Raw genomic sequence first — 14,723 nt, forward strand, 5'->3', positions numbered from 1 at the left:
AAAATCCGTTTTACTCAAAGTACACCCCTATCTTTTTTTTGATTCTCTCGATACTCATGGCAATAATGACAAGGGCAATTAACCCCAATACCAGCGGTTCAAACAGGTAAAAAGAAAGATGCCCCTGCGTCACAATCAAAAAATTGGCACCGGCGGGAGGATGAATTACTCTTCCCCAATGCATCAGCATAATGGTCAGTCCCAATCCGATACCGACTGGGAGCCAGCCGGCCTGAGTATACGTAACAATAAACATTCCCAGCGTTGTTGAAATAACATAACCGCCGAAGATATTCCATGGATGGGAAAAAGGGCTTTTGGGGGCACTGAAGAGGAGTACGGCCGTTGCCCCGAATGGGGCAATAATCAGCAGAGTATTGGCTTTTTCAGCGATCAAGCCGATAAAAGCGAGCCCGATCAAGGCTCCGACCCCGGCAATCACACTCTCGATAAAATGGAGCAGTTTTTTTTTATCAGCGCGCTGCATACAGCTCTTGTTCTCGCTGCATTAAAATATTAGCAAGGAAGGTATAGGCTTCAACCCATGCATTTTTACGTTCTTCCGTAAACGCTTCACCCAATACATCGCCCATAGCACTGATCAATGCATCCGCTACCATCGGATAATGCTCCGGCTTTACATTGGTATTCACATGGCTCTGAGCCATTTTTTCTACCGCATTTCCCAATGCACCGAGATTATCGATATTCCCGGCAAACGCCGCAATCGCACCGGCCAATTTTTTGTGCTGATCGCTCGTTGCATTGGCAAATAAAGGTTTAGTTTCCGGATATTTTGAAAATAAAATTTCGTACATACGTGTTGTCACATTTTCAGCTTCTTGGCTCACCAAAGGGATCGTTTCCTTGATAGCGGTGATGGTTTCTAGAGATAGACTCATGAGAGTTCCTTGTAGTAAATTTTGCCAGAGTTATAGCCTCTCTTTAAAAAAATAGTCTTGATGCAAATCAAGATATTTCCCATTCAATGCCTAAAAACTGACTCGATTTAGAGACGATCCTCTTCGCGCACATATCCGTCTTCCACCCGTAAAATGCGATCAAAGAGCGGAAGCATCCGTTCATCGTGGGTAACGATGATAATCGCCACCTCCTGCTCGTGCGCCAATTTACGCAGCAGCTGCATCACCGATAATGCCCGCTCAGAGTCCAACGCCGCAGTAGGTTCATCCGCCAAAATGATTTTGGGATTGTTCGCCAGCGAGCGGGCAATCGCTACGCGCTGACTCTGGCCGCCGGAGAGCTGAGCGGGGATTTTGTCTAGTTTATCGCCTACTCCGAGATATTCCAGGAGTTCCTTCGCCCGGGTATTTGCCTCTTTGGTACTCACGTTATTCATTAAAGGAACCAACGTCACGTTTTCTTGTACATTGAGAAAAGGGATCAGATTGTGGGACTGAAAAATAAATCCGATATTCTCCCGACGCAGCTTGCGGGTATCGCTGATGCACCATTTGTAATCGTAAACAAGACTTCCGTTGAGCCGGAGTTTGCCGCCGCTTGGTTCGGTAATACAGCCGATCATCGTAATAAGGGTCGTTTTCCCCGAACCGCTGGGGCCCAACAATGCCACCGTCTCGCCTGAGAAAATTTCAAATGTCGCCTCTTTGATTGCAACGACGGCACTCTCACCGCTCCCGTACGTTTTTGAGATATTTTCTACCGCAATAACAGAGTGTTTCATGTCATCCCCCTATCGCACTGGCCGGATCAATCCGAAGAGCTGTTCGTATCCCCGACAACGATGCCAGCATACTGACGATGATGACAACCCCCAAAAGTTTCAACGCATCGGTGGGAACAAGGATGATCGTTTTGGGGAAGAGATCGGCACTTGCGTGCGCAAAAAGATTTCCGCCGATAAAAGCCAAAATTCCGAGCAACAGCGATTGCTGGGCGATCATTTTTGTAATCACGCTGTTGGGAGCTCCGATCAACTTTAAAATAGCAATCTCTTTCATTTTTCCGATCGTCATCGTGTAAATGATCAATGAGATAATGACCGATGAGACGATCAGTAAAATGACCGTAAACATCCCGATCTGCTTCGCGGAACGCTCAATCAGATTTTTGGTCAAAATAACCTCTTGCTCCTGTGCCGTATACACTTGTTGATGCTTCCATTTCTCGATCTCATGCGCAACGCTCAAAGGTTCGGCGTCATCGTTTAGCATGAGGACAAAGGTATTGACGGTTGACGTCGATGGGGTGTTTCCTCCCCGTATCCTGTCGTTTCGGATCTGCTCATTGCTGAATAAAAATTGCAGCTCCTGCGCTTCGGCGAGATCGATATAAACCATTGGATCTCCCCCTGAGGAGACAGCTTTATGCGTCAGTCCCACGACCGTGTACGTCTCACGTCCGAGAGAAATTGCTTCCCCCAGTTTAAACCCCGTTTTGGAATCGACGATCATCTCTTTTTGAGGGATTTGAATTGCTCTCCCCTCCATCAACTTAAACGGCTTATAGCCGCTGAGCGCCTCGTATCCCAAGGCAAATACCCGCACCGGCTTTTCGCCGCAGAAGAGCTGAAGGCTCTGAAAAGTGATCGGATAGACCGCTTTAACCCCCCTAAACCCTTTGAGCGAATATTTAAGGTCTTCGTGCAAACGGGAAGTTTCGGCGAACGGTCCCAACGTATCTTTTTGAACAACCCACAACTCGGCACCCAGATCATTCGGGACGATCAGTGCATCATGCGCCATCCCCCGGTAAACCCCGATCATGATCAGCACTACCCCGATCAGCATTCCGACCCCCAAAGCGGTAGTGACAAATTTTCCGAGAGAGTGGGCAATATCGCGCTGTGCAAGATTGATCATAGAGGCGAATCGCTTTTAGAAATAAGGGAAATCTCCGCTTCGGCCTGTTCTCCGATGTGCAAGAAATCGGTAAGATCACGAAGGCGTATGTACACCACCCTCTCTTCGGTAATCCGGTCACTCTCTACACCGATTCGGGCTACTTCGCCGGTAAAACGTTTTTCAGGAAACGAGCGCAACGTGACGGTAGCGCTTTGACCGATTTTCAATGCTCCGCTTTGACGCTCATCGATGTAGACTTTAACCCATAAGCTTTTAGGATTGGCGATACGAAAGACCGCTGATCCCGACCCTACCGTACTTCCCGCTTCAGCATTCCGTGAGACAACGAATCCCTCAAACGGCGACCTGAGGGTCAAATCATCGATTTTTGCCATCTGTGCGGCTAAGGCGGCTTCTGCTTTGGCAATATCATACCCGGAGAGCTGAAGATTCGCTTTTGCGGCTGTGAGCTGAGCGCTTGCACTGCGTTGTGCGGCTTGCGCCGCGTCAAACTCCGCTTGCGTCACAAACCCCCCACTTAGAAGAGTGCCGTAGCGTGAGAGCGTCGTATCTGAGAGAGATTTTTTCGCCTCCAAATCCTCGATCACCGCTTTGGACGCTGCAAACTGCGAACGGCTTTTTGCGATAGAAGCGGCACTCTCTTGAAGATTTCCGCGCAATTCCGAAATTTCCATTGTTGCCAACACTTGATTCGCTTGAACCGCATCCCCCTCATCTGCATAGAGCGCTTGCAGTTTAGCCGTCGTTTTGGGGGCGAGGATAACGATCTCTTTGGCTTCGAGGGTTCCGACACCGTGAATCGTATTTGCCGCCCGTACTGTCGTATTTGTCTCCGCGACAACCGGCGCCGCTTTGGGCAAAATCACTTTTTTAACGATAACCGCCCCTGCGATCAGAGCAACGGCGATAAAAGCAATCGTATATTTAGTTTTTGCAGAGATCATTATCGCACCCTTTATTGAGTAATTTTTGTATCTGCGCATAGGCGCGTATTTTTTGGTATTTGGCGTCAGCCAGACCGGTGCGTCCATTGTCAAGGGTATTTTGAGCTTCCAACACATCAAGATAGGTGGCAAGTCCCTGCTTGTACCGCTCCTCGATAAGACGCAGGGTTTTGCCGGTCGCTTCGATAACACCTTCTTTTGCGGTTATCGTTTCATCGGCATGCTGCAAATCAAGGTATGCTCCATAAAGCTCCTGCCACAATACACGTTCGCTACTCTCAAACTCTTTTAACGCAATAGAGTGGGCGATACGGCTTTTTTGCGCCTCAGCGGAGAGCTTCCCTCCGTCGTAAAGCGGGATCGTCCCCATAATACCGGTCTGATAACTGTTATACACCGAGAGCGAGTTATCATGCCCCGCACTTGCGACGAGCATCACTTCCCCATAACGCTCTGTATTGGCCGCATCGCTCAATGCTTTGCTTTGGAGGATTGCGGCGGATAATACCTTAAGACGCGGGTTACGCTCTCGCAGTTCTTGGCGCAACAATTCCGGCGTATACTCTTTCGCCATGATTGTATTAGAGCGTTGGTCCAATGAACCTTGTATACCCGTGACAAGCGTATCCTCTCCGGCAAGGAGAGCCAAAGAGAGGCGCGTCTTGTCGTAGATATTCCGCGCACTCTCAAGGCGATCGCGTGACTCCAGCAAAGAGGCTTTAAATCGGAGCGCATCAGCCTCTGTTTTTAATCCGTTGATACGCATATTGAGGGCTCGGGTATACTCGCCTTCGTAAAACTTCACCGACGATTCTGCCGCTTCGATAAGAGAAGCGGCGTAGGCAACGCCGTAATAGCGTACCCATACCTGCTCGATCAGCTCGCTTGCCGTCAGGTTTTTACTTCCTTGCGTCCCCTCTTGGAAACTCAATGCGGCGGAAATTTTCTTTTTAGAACGTCCAAAATCCCATAATGAATAAACACCCGTGACATCCGTATGAAACCCGTCACTTTGCTTGGTTGAAAACGCACCGCTTACGGGCATGACATAGGTTTTAGTCGGATAATAGGCGGCATTAAGATCGATACGGGGGTAACGCGCCGATTCGGCACTTATGCTGGCAGCTGCCGCACTCTCATAGCGCAATGAAGCCGCGTGCGCATCCGGATGGGTTTTTAGCGTTTTCTCTATTGCCTCATCGAGAGTTAACGCACCCGCATTGACGCCGAGGAGAAAGATCAAAGAATATATATATGGCCGCATGCACTTCCTATTGATAAAAATCATCCTAATCCTATCGAAGATTGTAGATAAACGACAGTAAAAGTTTAGCTTTAAACTATGAAACGAATATGAAATTAACATTGACTTAACCCATCTACGCTAAAGTGTCATAATTGAACCTTGGTTAAAAAGAGAGAAACAGCCGTGAAACTCGCACTTATTGAAGATGATTTACTTTTAAGCGATACGGTGAGCGATATTCTAAGCGCTGAAGGATTTGAGATTTTCCCTTTTTTTTCTTTTGACAATGCCGAAACCGCCCTCTATGAAGAGCGTTTCGATATGGTTGTTTTGGACGTAAACCTTCCTGACGGCAACGGATTTGATCTGGCTAAAGCAATGCGCCGTAACGCTATCGGAACACCTATCCTTTTTTTAACATCTCAAAGTTCGGCCGAGGCAGTCGCTTTAGGATTTGAAAGCGGAGGAGACGACTATTTAAAAAAACCGTTTGAACCGGCTGAACTTATAGCACGCCTAAAAAATTTAACCCGCCGCTCTTTTTTTCATACATCATCATCCTTTATCCCTTTTGGAAAACACTACTTATTTGATCCGCTATCCCAAAAAATCATGACCGCTGAGGGGAACGTCATTACATTGCATGCCAAAGAGCTATCCCTATTGAAACTTTTTTTGCTAAAAAGTACTGAAATTGTGACGTACGAAGAGTTTTTCGAGGAGCTATGGGGGATTGGAAATGAACCGGGATTTGACGCACTTCGCGCCCATATTAAAAATCTTCGCAAAGCGCTGCCGCATCTTGAAATCGAAACAATCCGCTCTTTGGGATACCGCCTTGCATGAACCTTTTTTAAAAGCTACCCTTCGGCAATTTCAACTCCTTTATTTAGGTTCTATGGGATTGCTATTTTTGGTTTTGGCTTTTTTTGTGTATACCATTGAAAAAGAACAGCTCATAGCCAAAGAGATGCGCAGTATGAATACCTATTTGTCCCTCCTGGAAAATCAGCTCAAAGAGCATCAGCTGCACTATTCCAAAGAGATCAGGATTGATACGAAAGAGTATGCGATTGCCCTTTACGATATCGATCGTATCCCCATTGCCACCCAGCTGAAAGAAAAACCCGATTGGACCAATACGGTATGGATAAACGAAGGTATCTTATATTCGCGCCACACTCTTTCTGCTTATTTTTTAGGCGTTGCCAACGTTATTATTGCTAAAAAAATAGATAGCGTGACCATCATACAACATTTGGCCGCACTTTTAATTCCCCTTTTTTTTATCATGGTAATCGTAGGCTGGATACTAAGCCGTATTGCATTCAAGCCGGCGCAAAAAGCGTTTGACACAATAGATACCTTCATACAGCATGCAACGCACGATCTCAATACCCCCATTGCCGCCATCCTCTCCAACAGCCGAATTTTAGAAGAAAAAATGACGGATCCCACCCTCCTGCGCCTAACGCAAAGGATCATTATCGGCGCCAAAACATTGAATGCTCTTTACGATGATTTGGTTTATCTCAATTTTCAAACCAAAACACATGTTGTTAAACCCGAACCTATCGATCAGCTCATCCAAGAACAGTTGAGTTTGTTTGATACGCTGTGCGAGTATAAAAAGCTCACAGTCACCACGCGATTATCCGCCGTCATGCTTCGTGTCTCTTCCGATGAATTTCAGCGCCTTATCAACAACCTTCTCTCCAATGCCGTAAAATACAATAAATCCAATGGGTGGATAACCCTCACCCTCACCGATGAGTATTTGAGCATCAAAGATGGCGGAATCGGGTTGTCTGAAGAGGAAAAATCAAAAATATTTGAACGCTACTGGCGTGTCGGATCGTTTGAAACAGGTCTAGGAATCGGAATGGAAATCGTGGTAAGGGTTTGTAAAGTGTATGGGCTCACTCTTACAATAGACTCAGAAAAAAATCAAGGAAGTGAGATAATTGTTCGATGGCCAAAATCATTATTAGTCTAATATTTATTCTCATATGCAATCTCGAAGCCCGGAAAAGCTTTGAACAAGCGTGCGTAGAGTGCCATACTACCAATGTTCCCGACCTCGCCACTTTGTACTTTCGGTATCTTCAAACGTACGGCTCCACCCGACGTGTCCATGATGCCATGAGCGCCTATCTCTCCGCACCCGATATCAACAACTCCATACTCCCGCCGCAAGTGGTAAAAGGATTTGGTTTACACTCGCCTATCTCGCCGCATGAGCTGGAATATTACCTGAATATCTATCTTGAACAATACGATGTCAAAAAACGGATCAAATTGAAACACAATTAAGTGCCATTCATTCTAAAACTTATCCCATAAATATTTGTATTCGCTCGTTTCATCCCTTAACCGTTTTTCCTAACCGTCATTTTAGCCGCTCTTGATTTTGCTCAAGGGCCTTGCTTCAATTCTTTGCTATACTCCTGTCCTATTAGAAGGAGAATATGTATGATCAAATTTTCAACCCGCACGTCTCCTCAGCCCAAAAGTTATTTTTTATCCCAGCCCCATCAGCCTTTTTTTCTCTTCGGAGTGATTTGGGCCGTTGTCTCCATGATATTTTTTACCCTCTCTCACAAGGGACTGCTGCATCTAAGCGTAAGCGAAAACAGCTTTCACCTCTACACGCTGGCGTTTATCGTCTTTATCCAATTTTTTCACGGATTTTTATTTACGACGCTTCCCCGTTTTTGTACGAGCATGAGCATCCCCAAAGAGGTCTATATCCGAATCGTTTGGCTCTATCAAATCAGCGGCGCGGCTTTTTTTATAGGGGCATTGGTCTCACCCTTGATGGCATGGATCGCTATGATCGGGATCCTTTTTGCTCAGGTCATGGCCGCATATGTCATGCTGTGGGTGTATCGGATGGGGCAGTCTGCGCAAAAGAGCGATCCGTTTTGGATTTTGATCGCTCAGGCGTTTGGCCTTGGGGCACACGCTCTTTGGATAATCGCTTTTGCGGCAGAGCTTCTGGAGGTCTCGTTTGATTGGCTTCGTATCCTCAACCCCGTCATCATCAACCTCTTTTTGATTTTTCTCACGTTTAGCGTCGCGCAACGGATGATCCCCTTTTTCAGCCATTCGCCGGAGGCAAAATCTCCCCGTTTCGTGGAGAGCGTTTTTGCCCTTTTGCTCCTCAAAACCCTTTGTGCCGTATTGGCTTTTTCACTCGCCGAAGCCGCTGTGAGCATCCTCCTCTCAGCCTACCTTTTGAGGGAATTTTTGCGCTGGAAACTCCCCCTCTTTCGCTCACCCGCGATTTTATGGGTACTTCATTTGGCCCTTTATTGGCTGCCGGCGGCTTTGCTGATCGGTGCGGTACTCCAACTAATCGAAACTATTTACGGCGTCTCTTTTCTTTTTGCCGGAATCCATCTGCTTGTTTTGGGATTCTTGACCACCGTATTAATCGGTTTTGGAACGCGGGTGACACTGGGGCATTCCGGACACTCTCCCCATGCCGATACCCTTGCCGTTCTCTTATTTTGGTGGACGCAAGTCGTGTTGCTCTCACGCTTGGCACTCTCGCTCGACAGTGCGTATGGGCTCTCATACGGCTGGCTGTTTGATCTCACCTCCGCCGCATGGATACTTTTATTTATCGTGTGGGGATGGCGGTATGGAAAAATACTGATCTTTGGAAAACCGAACCTCTAAAAAAGTTCGAAATCATCCCCGCTCTCTACCGCGTTCTCTTCAAAGATCATCCGTGCCTGCAAGCAGCTTGAGAGGAGCGAACTGTCCAGATAGTGGATATCGTTTGCATCGGATACAATAAAAATAGAGACTCTCCAACTCGTTAAATCTCCGAAAATACTGCTGAGGATCATCAACAGTTTGGTACGGTTTTTGAGCTCCATCCCCTCCGTTTCCAGTTCATCGATAAAATTGGCAAGGGAAATAATCGAAAAAGCGATATGCTGAAATTCAAACAGCGATTCAATCACCGCAGCGTATTGTCTCAGATCCTCGCTGATTCTCCCCCAGCGAGACGTTTTCGGATCGTTCTGCATTTCAAAAACATGACTGTCCATCGACTCTTCCAGCATTTCGAGTGTGTCAAGTTTGTTCATAAAATCGACCGACATCTCCTGAATGTAATCGGCGGCAGAAATTTTTTCGATATGTGAATGACGGAGAATACCCAGCGTATCGCTGTCCAATCCCATTTTTTCGGACGAAATCGGTTTGGATGGACCTTTTTTAGGAATTAAAAGAGAGAAGCAATCCGATCCGATCCGATGCTTTCCGCTAAAAAATCCGTTTACAATCGCGTTCATCTCCTCCTCGTCCCAGTCCGAAGCGGCTTTAAGGGTCATAATGAAATTCTCGTCATTTTGTTCCAGCAGCAGCTCACTCCGGCTCCCTCTCTCCAGCAGTTTCAACGCTCCGTTAAAATAGACCTGTATCGCATCCGATGCCGCTTCTCCCGAAAACGTATCCAACGCAATCAAATATTCCCACGCTTCGCTGATATCCGCTTCATTTCGCAGATAAAAGATTGAAGCCCGCGAATACACCTCTTCTTCAAACAGATTGGTACTCAATGCGGCAAATTTGCGCTGATTTTGGCGCCAGCGGATAAGAAGCCGATAATTTTCAAGCCGTTTGATAAAAAGATCGCTGTTGATCGGTTTGGTCATATAATCTTTGGCGCCGGCAAAGAGGATCCGCTCTTTATTGTAATCGTCCCCCATCGCAGAGATCGCAACAATCAAAACACAATGGTCGAATGAACGGATCTGCCGTGTCGCCTCGATACCGTCCATAACCGGCATCATAATATCCATAAACACCAAGTCATACGCTTCGTCGATGCACATCTGCACCGCCTCTTTCCCGTTCACCGCTTCACGGATCGTGCACTCCGTGCACGCTTCAAGCAAAAGCTTCAACGTCAGCCGATTATTCGTATTATCATCAACTATCAATATTTTAGTCATACCGTCCCTTTAGGATGAAATAAAATCGGACCGCGTACGCTAAACAATGCCCCGCCAAGGGTGGCGGAGGAGCCGGCACTGACGCTTAAGCCCAGATGGTCACAAAAAGTTTTTACAAAATAGAGTCCGATCCCTGTCCCCTTGGAAGAGCGGGTCAGATCATCCTCTCCCCCTTGGTTGAAAAGTTCAAAAATCCCCTCCCTATTCTTGATCCCCGGACCGTTGTCCTCAACACTCAGCCAAAAATAATCCCCCTCTTCATCATAAGAGATCGCAATCTTCTCACCGCCGTATTTAATCGCATTGGAAAAAATATTCGAAAAAATCTGCCGGACTCTCTCCGGATCGTTCATGATTTTAACCCGTGATGCTGAAGCGTTGATCGTCACCGTAATCTTGTTTTGATGAATCAAACTGCTGCTGCGTTCAACTTGCGATCGGATCAAATCCCCCAGATCAAAGGTAGCAGACTGGATAACCAGACGGTGCGATTGAAGTTTTGCCAAATCGAGCAATGTGGTCACCGTATTGAGCATATCATACCCGTTTTCCCGAATCAATCCGGCCAGATTGGCCAGTTTTTCACCATTGGAAAGATCGGTTTTCCCGATCTCCCGGCGCAAATAATCGGAAAAATTGATAATCGCATTCAAAGGGGTCTTCAATTCATGGGTAAAAATGAGTAAAAAAGAGGTTTTTGCTTTGTTCACCTCTTCGACGAGTTCCAGATGATGGTCCTGTGCCAATTTCTGCTCCAGTTTCTGGCGCTCTTTCTCCTCCAGCTCTATCAAACGGGTAACATCCTGCCGTATCGCAAGGTATTCGTCCACCTCTTCATTGGAATCCAAAATGGGGACGATCGTTGCATCCACGATGTAAAAACCGCCGTTCTTTGTCCTGTTTTTAATCCGTCCCTTCCAAATCTTTTTTGCCTTGATCGTACGCCACATATCGATAAAAACCGCGATCGGCGTATCCGGATGGCGGATAATGCTATGGGACAAACCGATCAGCTCCTCTCGTGCATACCCGGATATTTTGACAAACTCCTCATTAACATAGGTGATAATCCCCTCTTTGTCCGTTTTCGTAATGATGGTAGCGGCATCAAACGCATTTTTATACTCTCGCAGAAGCTTTTCGTCCTCTTTTAAAAGCTTTTTACGCTGCACGGACGCACCCAGTTCTAGCAGAGTCTTCAATACTGCTTCGCACTCCAGCGGTTTGATCAAATATTTCGAAACTCCGATATCAATCGCCCGCTGAAGCGTCTGGATATCGGAATCGCCGGTTACGATGACAAGCGGCAGTTCCGCAGAGAGCTCACGAATCCGCTCCGCAAAATCAAGCCCGTTCATATCGGGCAGATACCGGTTCGTAATGATAATATCCGGCTTTTCCCCCCTCAAAAGAGAGAGCGCCTCCCTCCCTGATTTTACAAGGGTAAACGACGATATCTTTGTTTTCAGAAAGTCGGCAACGTAACAATCATACGGATCTGAGCCGGTGACAAAAAAGACCGAGAGGAGAGGTAAGGGTACAGAAACATTCATTTCATGGATTATAACCAAGATTCCGGCGATCGGAAAAGAAACACACCCTATTAATAACTGCTGTTACGCACTTTCCGGCCAAAGCTTCACTTCCTCAACCCTTCAATCGCCTCTTCATCCACGCCCGTTTTTAGTGCGATTGTTTGGTTATCCAAAATATCGATGAGTGACCTTTATAAGGATGGTTTTATCCGGCCAAACTATAATAGAGGGATGAAATCCATTTTCTCCATCGCGTTACTCTTGACCCCGATCGCTCTATCTGAGCTATTTCGATGAAAAAATATTTCACCTATGCGTTAGCCGTTACCGTCGTTTTTTTGATCGCTTTTACCGCCTATTTTTGGCTAAGTGCTGAAATAAAGAGCCGAAAATTGCACGAGGGGCTTCAAAAAATTCACCGCCTCCAAATCGATGATCACGATTTACAGATTCAATTAACCCTCGCCATTACCGACATCAATATCGATGAACTCCCTCGGTACACTTACGAATTTATCGAAGATACGGATACCCTTGCCGATTTTATCCGCACTCAAATGCCTAACGATCCCTATCTTCAAAAGTTGACAGCCGCCATATCGGAGGCAAACCATATACGAAACGGCAATATTGAAGATTTTAAAAGGTACCGATCCCTCCTCAACGATGCTATCCTCTGGATCAGAACCAAAGAGGCATCGGGAGAGCTCTCAGAGGGGGATACGTGGACTTTTTACCGAATTATGGACGGTTATTACAGCACAAATCTCGAAGAGTCGATCCCCCTGCCTCCCCGTGTATCCAATCCGATGACACAATCGCATATAAACGTTCTCCATACCTACACAATCAAAATAAATAGGCTCACAAAAAAATTGGCCCATACCCGCACCGACGGGCTCATTGAGAAAATGATCCGATATATGGAAATAGAGCTTCAGGAGAAAGAGGATAGCCGTATTTTCATGATGTGGAATTTTGTATTTTGGGGGATTTCAGGGATGCTCCTGAGTCTTTTCCTTTACCTTCAAGTGCATAAAAGCTTCAAACACGCACAACGCCTCTCCTATGAGCTGAAACAATTTTTTGATGCCCTGAATGCCAGTTCCATTGTCTCGAAAACCGATACGCGCGGAGTGATCACGTTTGCCAATGACACGTTTTGTGCTATCAGCGGTTACAGCCGCCAAGAGCTCATCGGGCAACCCCATTCAATCGTCCGACATCCCGACACCCCCCCCTTGGTTTTCAGCGCGTTGTGGAAAAGTATCCAAAGCGGCACCCTCTATAAAGTGACTCTGAAAAACCGCCGGAAAAACGGCACCCCCTATTATGTCGACAGCACCATTTTCCCCATAAAAAATGAAGAGGGGGTTATTACGGAATATCTCGCGGTCCGTCATGACATTACCGAAGTGATCGATTCGCGCGACAAAGCGATTGAAGCCGAACATTTTAAAGACCGTTTTTTGTCCAATATGAGCCATGAGCTCCGTACTCCGCTCAACAGTATCATCGGATTCTCTCAGCTTCTGGAATACAAAATAAAAGATCAAACCCATCTCAAATACATCAAATCGATTTTGGAAAGTTCGCACCATCTCCTGAATATCATCAACGATCTTCTCGACCTCTCCAAAATAAAAAGCGGACAATTCTCCCTCGAAATTCGCCCCTTCTCTCTTTACACCTCTTTTGCTTCGTTACTGGAACGGTTTGAAGTGCAAACCGTCTCAAAACATCTCCGATTTAATTACACCCTCGATTTTCCCCTTGACGAAATGGTGGAAGGGGACTGGCTACGACTCTCTCAGATACTCACCAATCTTCTCTCCAATGCCATAAAATTTACCCCGCAGGGGGGGAAAATCAGTCTCAAAGCCCACTATGGCGACGGAATACTCGAATGCAAAATTGCCGACAGCGGTATCGGAATGGATGAAGCCACGATGGGGAGAATCTTCAACCCGTTTGAGCAGGCGGATCTCTCCATTACCCGAAAATTCGGCGGAACCGGTTTGGGACTCAGTATCACCAAAGAGCTGGTGGAACGGATGGAGGGGAGTATCCACGTTTACAGCCGTATCGGGGCGGGGAGCCGATTTGGCATAACGGTGAAACTCCCCTCATCGCGCTCCACGCTTTCCCCCCCTCCTGAGCGTCCGGTTTACCGATCTCCCTTGCACGGACATATTCTGGCCGCCGAAGACAATGAAAACAACCGAATACTCATCGGATCTCTTCTTGAGGAACTGGGGCTCAGCTACACTTTGGTCAAAGACGGGCAAGAAGCCCTCGAAGCCTTTGGCAAAGAACACTTCGATGCGATCTTGATGGATGAAAATATGCCCCGCCTCTGCGGAACCGAAGCGATGCTCCGTATTCGTACCCTGCCGGGGGGGAATCTACCGATCATTGCCCTTACCGCCAATACGATGGCCGGGGATAAAGAACGTTTTATCAACGCGGGGATGGATGATTTTATCGCGAAACCGATCCATTTCGAAGCGCTCAAATCCCTCCTCGCCCACTATCTAAATCGTTAACCCTTCAGATTCTCCCCGCCTCTATCCCCTCTTGGGTCTCCTCTTTTTCCCGGCACCGAAAAGGGATCGCTACATTGGTCCCCTCTTTGCACGGTATATTGAGATAATGGCGAGAGACGCACGAACCGTATTTAAACCCGATTTCATAACAACTCTCTTCCCTCACAAAGGCGCTAAAACGCCCCTCATCCACCCGATTGGACCGCATATAGCCGCAATCATCCCCTTTTTTTCGGACTCCGGTATCAACAATCCGCAGGTATTGCGTAAAATGTTTCCCTTGGGGGGTATAGACGAAAAGATCAATTCCGGTTACAAACGGTACCTCGATCGTGTGGCTGAAAGCTCCGTTGATGGTTTCGATATCACGATAATACGATTTTCCGCACTCACCGATATAAGCAGCGCTCAACACCCCATCAGGGGGGGTGACAACCCCTTGAAGTAGCAGTTGCGTCGATTGATCGGTGTTGAGCGTGATGTGGATACCCTCATTATCGGAAGAGACGGCGGGAAGGGGTGAAACAATCTGAATCGAGGGGCCATCGCCGCACGATGCAAACCATAAAAGGGCAAGAAGCCCCACGGTGATCTGTTTGCAGTACATCGCTCCCGTTTTCCGGAGATTCTCACCCA

Annotated in this window: 14 protein-coding genes; 5 read left to right on the plus strand and 9 right to left on the minus strand. The window is 47.0% G+C overall.

Going from position 1 to position 14,723, the window contains the following annotated elements; translation table 11 throughout:
* Positions 1–10 precede the first annotated feature (10 nt).
* The 6 genes from M0P91_RS03445 to M0P91_RS03470 form a co-directional block, all read right to left on the minus strand.
* Positions 11–487: an HPP family protein gene (locus tag M0P91_RS03445; RefSeq protein WP_295064555.1), complete on the minus strand. Its 477-nt coding sequence runs from the start codon at positions 485–487 to the stop codon at positions 11–13.
* Positions 474–902 (minus strand): globin domain-containing protein, encoded by a 429-nt coding sequence (locus M0P91_RS03450; RefSeq protein WP_295064557.1) that lies wholly within the window; start codon positions 900–902, stop codon positions 474–476. Before M0P91_RS03450 ends, M0P91_RS03445 begins: the two co-directional genes overlap by 14 nt.
* 107 nt (positions 903–1,009) lie before the next feature.
* Positions 1,010–1,705 (minus strand): ABC transporter ATP-binding protein, encoded by a 696-nt coding sequence (locus tag M0P91_RS03455; protein ID WP_295064559.1) that lies wholly within the window; start codon positions 1,703–1,705, stop codon positions 1,010–1,012.
* Position 1,706: 1 nt separating this feature from the next.
* Positions 1,707–2,843 (minus strand): ABC transporter permease, encoded by a 1,137-nt coding sequence (locus tag M0P91_RS03460; protein WP_295064562.1) that lies wholly within the window; start codon positions 2,841–2,843, stop codon positions 1,707–1,709.
* On the minus strand, positions 2,840–3,790 hold the full coding sequence (locus M0P91_RS03465) for an efflux RND transporter periplasmic adaptor subunit (protein WP_295064565.1): 951 nt from the start codon (positions 3,788–3,790) through the stop codon (positions 2,840–2,842). The genes M0P91_RS03460 and M0P91_RS03465 overlap by 4 nt, the downstream gene beginning before the upstream one ends.
* Positions 3,771–5,054, minus strand: a complete 1,284-nt coding sequence (locus M0P91_RS03470; protein WP_295064568.1) for a TolC family protein — start codon at positions 5,052–5,054, stop codon at positions 3,771–3,773. Before M0P91_RS03470 ends, M0P91_RS03465 begins: the two co-directional genes overlap by 20 nt.
* Positions 5,055–5,219: 165 nt before the next feature.
* Here M0P91_RS03470 and M0P91_RS03475 point away from each other — a divergent pair, with 165 nt between their 5' ends.
* The 4 genes from M0P91_RS03475 to M0P91_RS03490 all read left to right on the plus strand — a co-directional run bounded on the left by M0P91_RS03475 (position 5,220) and on the right by M0P91_RS03490 (position 8,720).
* On the plus strand, positions 5,220–5,882 hold the full coding sequence (locus M0P91_RS03475) for a response regulator transcription factor (RefSeq protein WP_295064571.1): 663 nt from the start codon (positions 5,220–5,222) through the stop codon (positions 5,880–5,882).
* Positions 5,839–7,032 carry a HAMP domain-containing sensor histidine kinase gene (locus M0P91_RS03480; RefSeq protein ID WP_295064575.1) on the plus strand — a complete coding sequence of 398 codons (1,194 nt, stop codon included), beginning with the start codon at positions 5,839–5,841 and terminating at the stop codon, positions 7,030–7,032. Before M0P91_RS03475 ends, M0P91_RS03480 begins: the two co-directional genes overlap by 44 nt.
* Positions 7,008–7,349, plus strand: a complete 342-nt coding sequence (locus M0P91_RS03485) for a hypothetical protein (protein ID WP_295064578.1) — start codon at positions 7,008–7,010, stop codon at positions 7,347–7,349. Before M0P91_RS03480 ends, M0P91_RS03485 begins: the two co-directional genes overlap by 25 nt.
* Before the next feature lie 159 nt (positions 7,350–7,508).
* The gene (locus M0P91_RS03490) at positions 7,509–8,720 is read left to right on the plus strand and encodes an NnrS family protein (protein WP_295064580.1); all 1,212 of its coding nucleotides are present in this window, start codon (positions 7,509–7,511) and stop codon (positions 8,718–8,720) included.
* Here M0P91_RS03490 and M0P91_RS03495 read toward each other — a convergent pair.
* Entirely contained in the window at positions 8,717–10,006 is a 1,290-nt protein-coding gene (locus M0P91_RS03495) for a response regulator (protein ID WP_295064583.1), read from the minus strand. The two genes, M0P91_RS03490 and M0P91_RS03495, sit on opposite strands and share 4 nt — an antisense overlap.
* The gene (locus tag M0P91_RS03500; RefSeq protein WP_295064587.1) at positions 10,003–11,559 is read right to left on the minus strand and encodes a response regulator; all 1,557 of its coding nucleotides are present in this window, start codon (positions 11,557–11,559) and stop codon (positions 10,003–10,005) included. Before M0P91_RS03500 ends, M0P91_RS03495 begins: the two co-directional genes overlap by 4 nt.
* A 275-nt stretch (positions 11,560–11,834) precedes the next feature.
* Between M0P91_RS03500 and M0P91_RS03505 the strand changes: the two genes are divergently transcribed.
* Positions 11,835–14,087: an ATP-binding protein gene (locus tag M0P91_RS03505; RefSeq protein WP_295064590.1), complete on the plus strand. Its 2,253-nt coding sequence runs from the start codon at positions 11,835–11,837 to the stop codon at positions 14,085–14,087.
* Between the two features lie 4 nt (positions 14,088–14,091).
* Here the strand turns inward: M0P91_RS03505 and M0P91_RS03510 are convergent.
* Positions 14,092–14,723 (minus strand): hypothetical protein (locus M0P91_RS03510; RefSeq protein ID WP_295064593.1); only part of this gene is annotated, 632 nt, incomplete at its 5' end.

Source organism: Sulfuricurvum sp., assembly GCF_023229695.1.
In the GTDB taxonomy this organism is placed as follows: Bacteria; Campylobacterota; Campylobacteria; order Campylobacterales; family Sulfurimonadaceae; genus Sulfuricurvum.

What these genes read in the sequence shown, in the direction of transcription:
- M0P91_RS03455 (WP_295064559.1), bottom strand. Translation starts at nt 1,705, where the DNA reads ATGAAACACTCTGTTATTGCGGTAGAAAATATCTCAAAAACGTACGGG.
- M0P91_RS03445 (WP_295064555.1), bottom strand. Translation starts at nt 487, where the DNA reads ATGCAGCGCGCTGATAAAAAAAAACTGCTCCATTTTATCGAGAGTGTG.
- M0P91_RS03470 (WP_295064568.1), bottom strand. Translation starts at nt 5,054, where the DNA reads ATGCGGCCATATATATATTCTTTGATCTTTCTCCTCGGCGTCAATGCG.
- M0P91_RS03450 (WP_295064557.1), bottom strand. Translation starts at nt 902, where the DNA reads ATGAGTCTATCTCTAGAAACCATCACCGCTATCAAGGAAACGATCCCT.
- M0P91_RS03490 (WP_295064580.1), top strand. Translation starts at nt 7,509, where the DNA reads ATGATCAAATTTTCAACCCGCACGTCTCCTCAGCCCAAAAGTTATTTT.
- M0P91_RS03465 (WP_295064565.1), bottom strand. Translation starts at nt 3,790, where the DNA reads ATGATCTCTGCAAAAACTAAATATACGATTGCTTTTATCGCCGTTGCT.
- M0P91_RS03500 (WP_295064587.1), bottom strand. Translation starts at nt 11,559, where the DNA reads ATGAATGTTTCTGTACCCTTACCTCTCCTCTCGGTCTTTTTTGTCACC.
- M0P91_RS03460 (WP_295064562.1), bottom strand. Translation starts at nt 2,843, where the DNA reads ATGATCAATCTTGCACAGCGCGATATTGCCCACTCTCTCGGAAAATTT.
- M0P91_RS03485 (WP_295064578.1), top strand. Translation starts at nt 7,008, where the DNA reads ATGGCCAAAATCATTATTAGTCTAATATTTATTCTCATATGCAATCTC.
- M0P91_RS03505 (WP_295064590.1), top strand. Translation starts at nt 11,835, where the DNA reads ATGAAAAAATATTTCACCTATGCGTTAGCCGTTACCGTCGTTTTTTTG.
- M0P91_RS03495 (WP_295064583.1), bottom strand. Translation starts at nt 10,006, where the DNA reads ATGACTAAAATATTGATAGTTGATGATAATACGAATAATCGGCTGACG.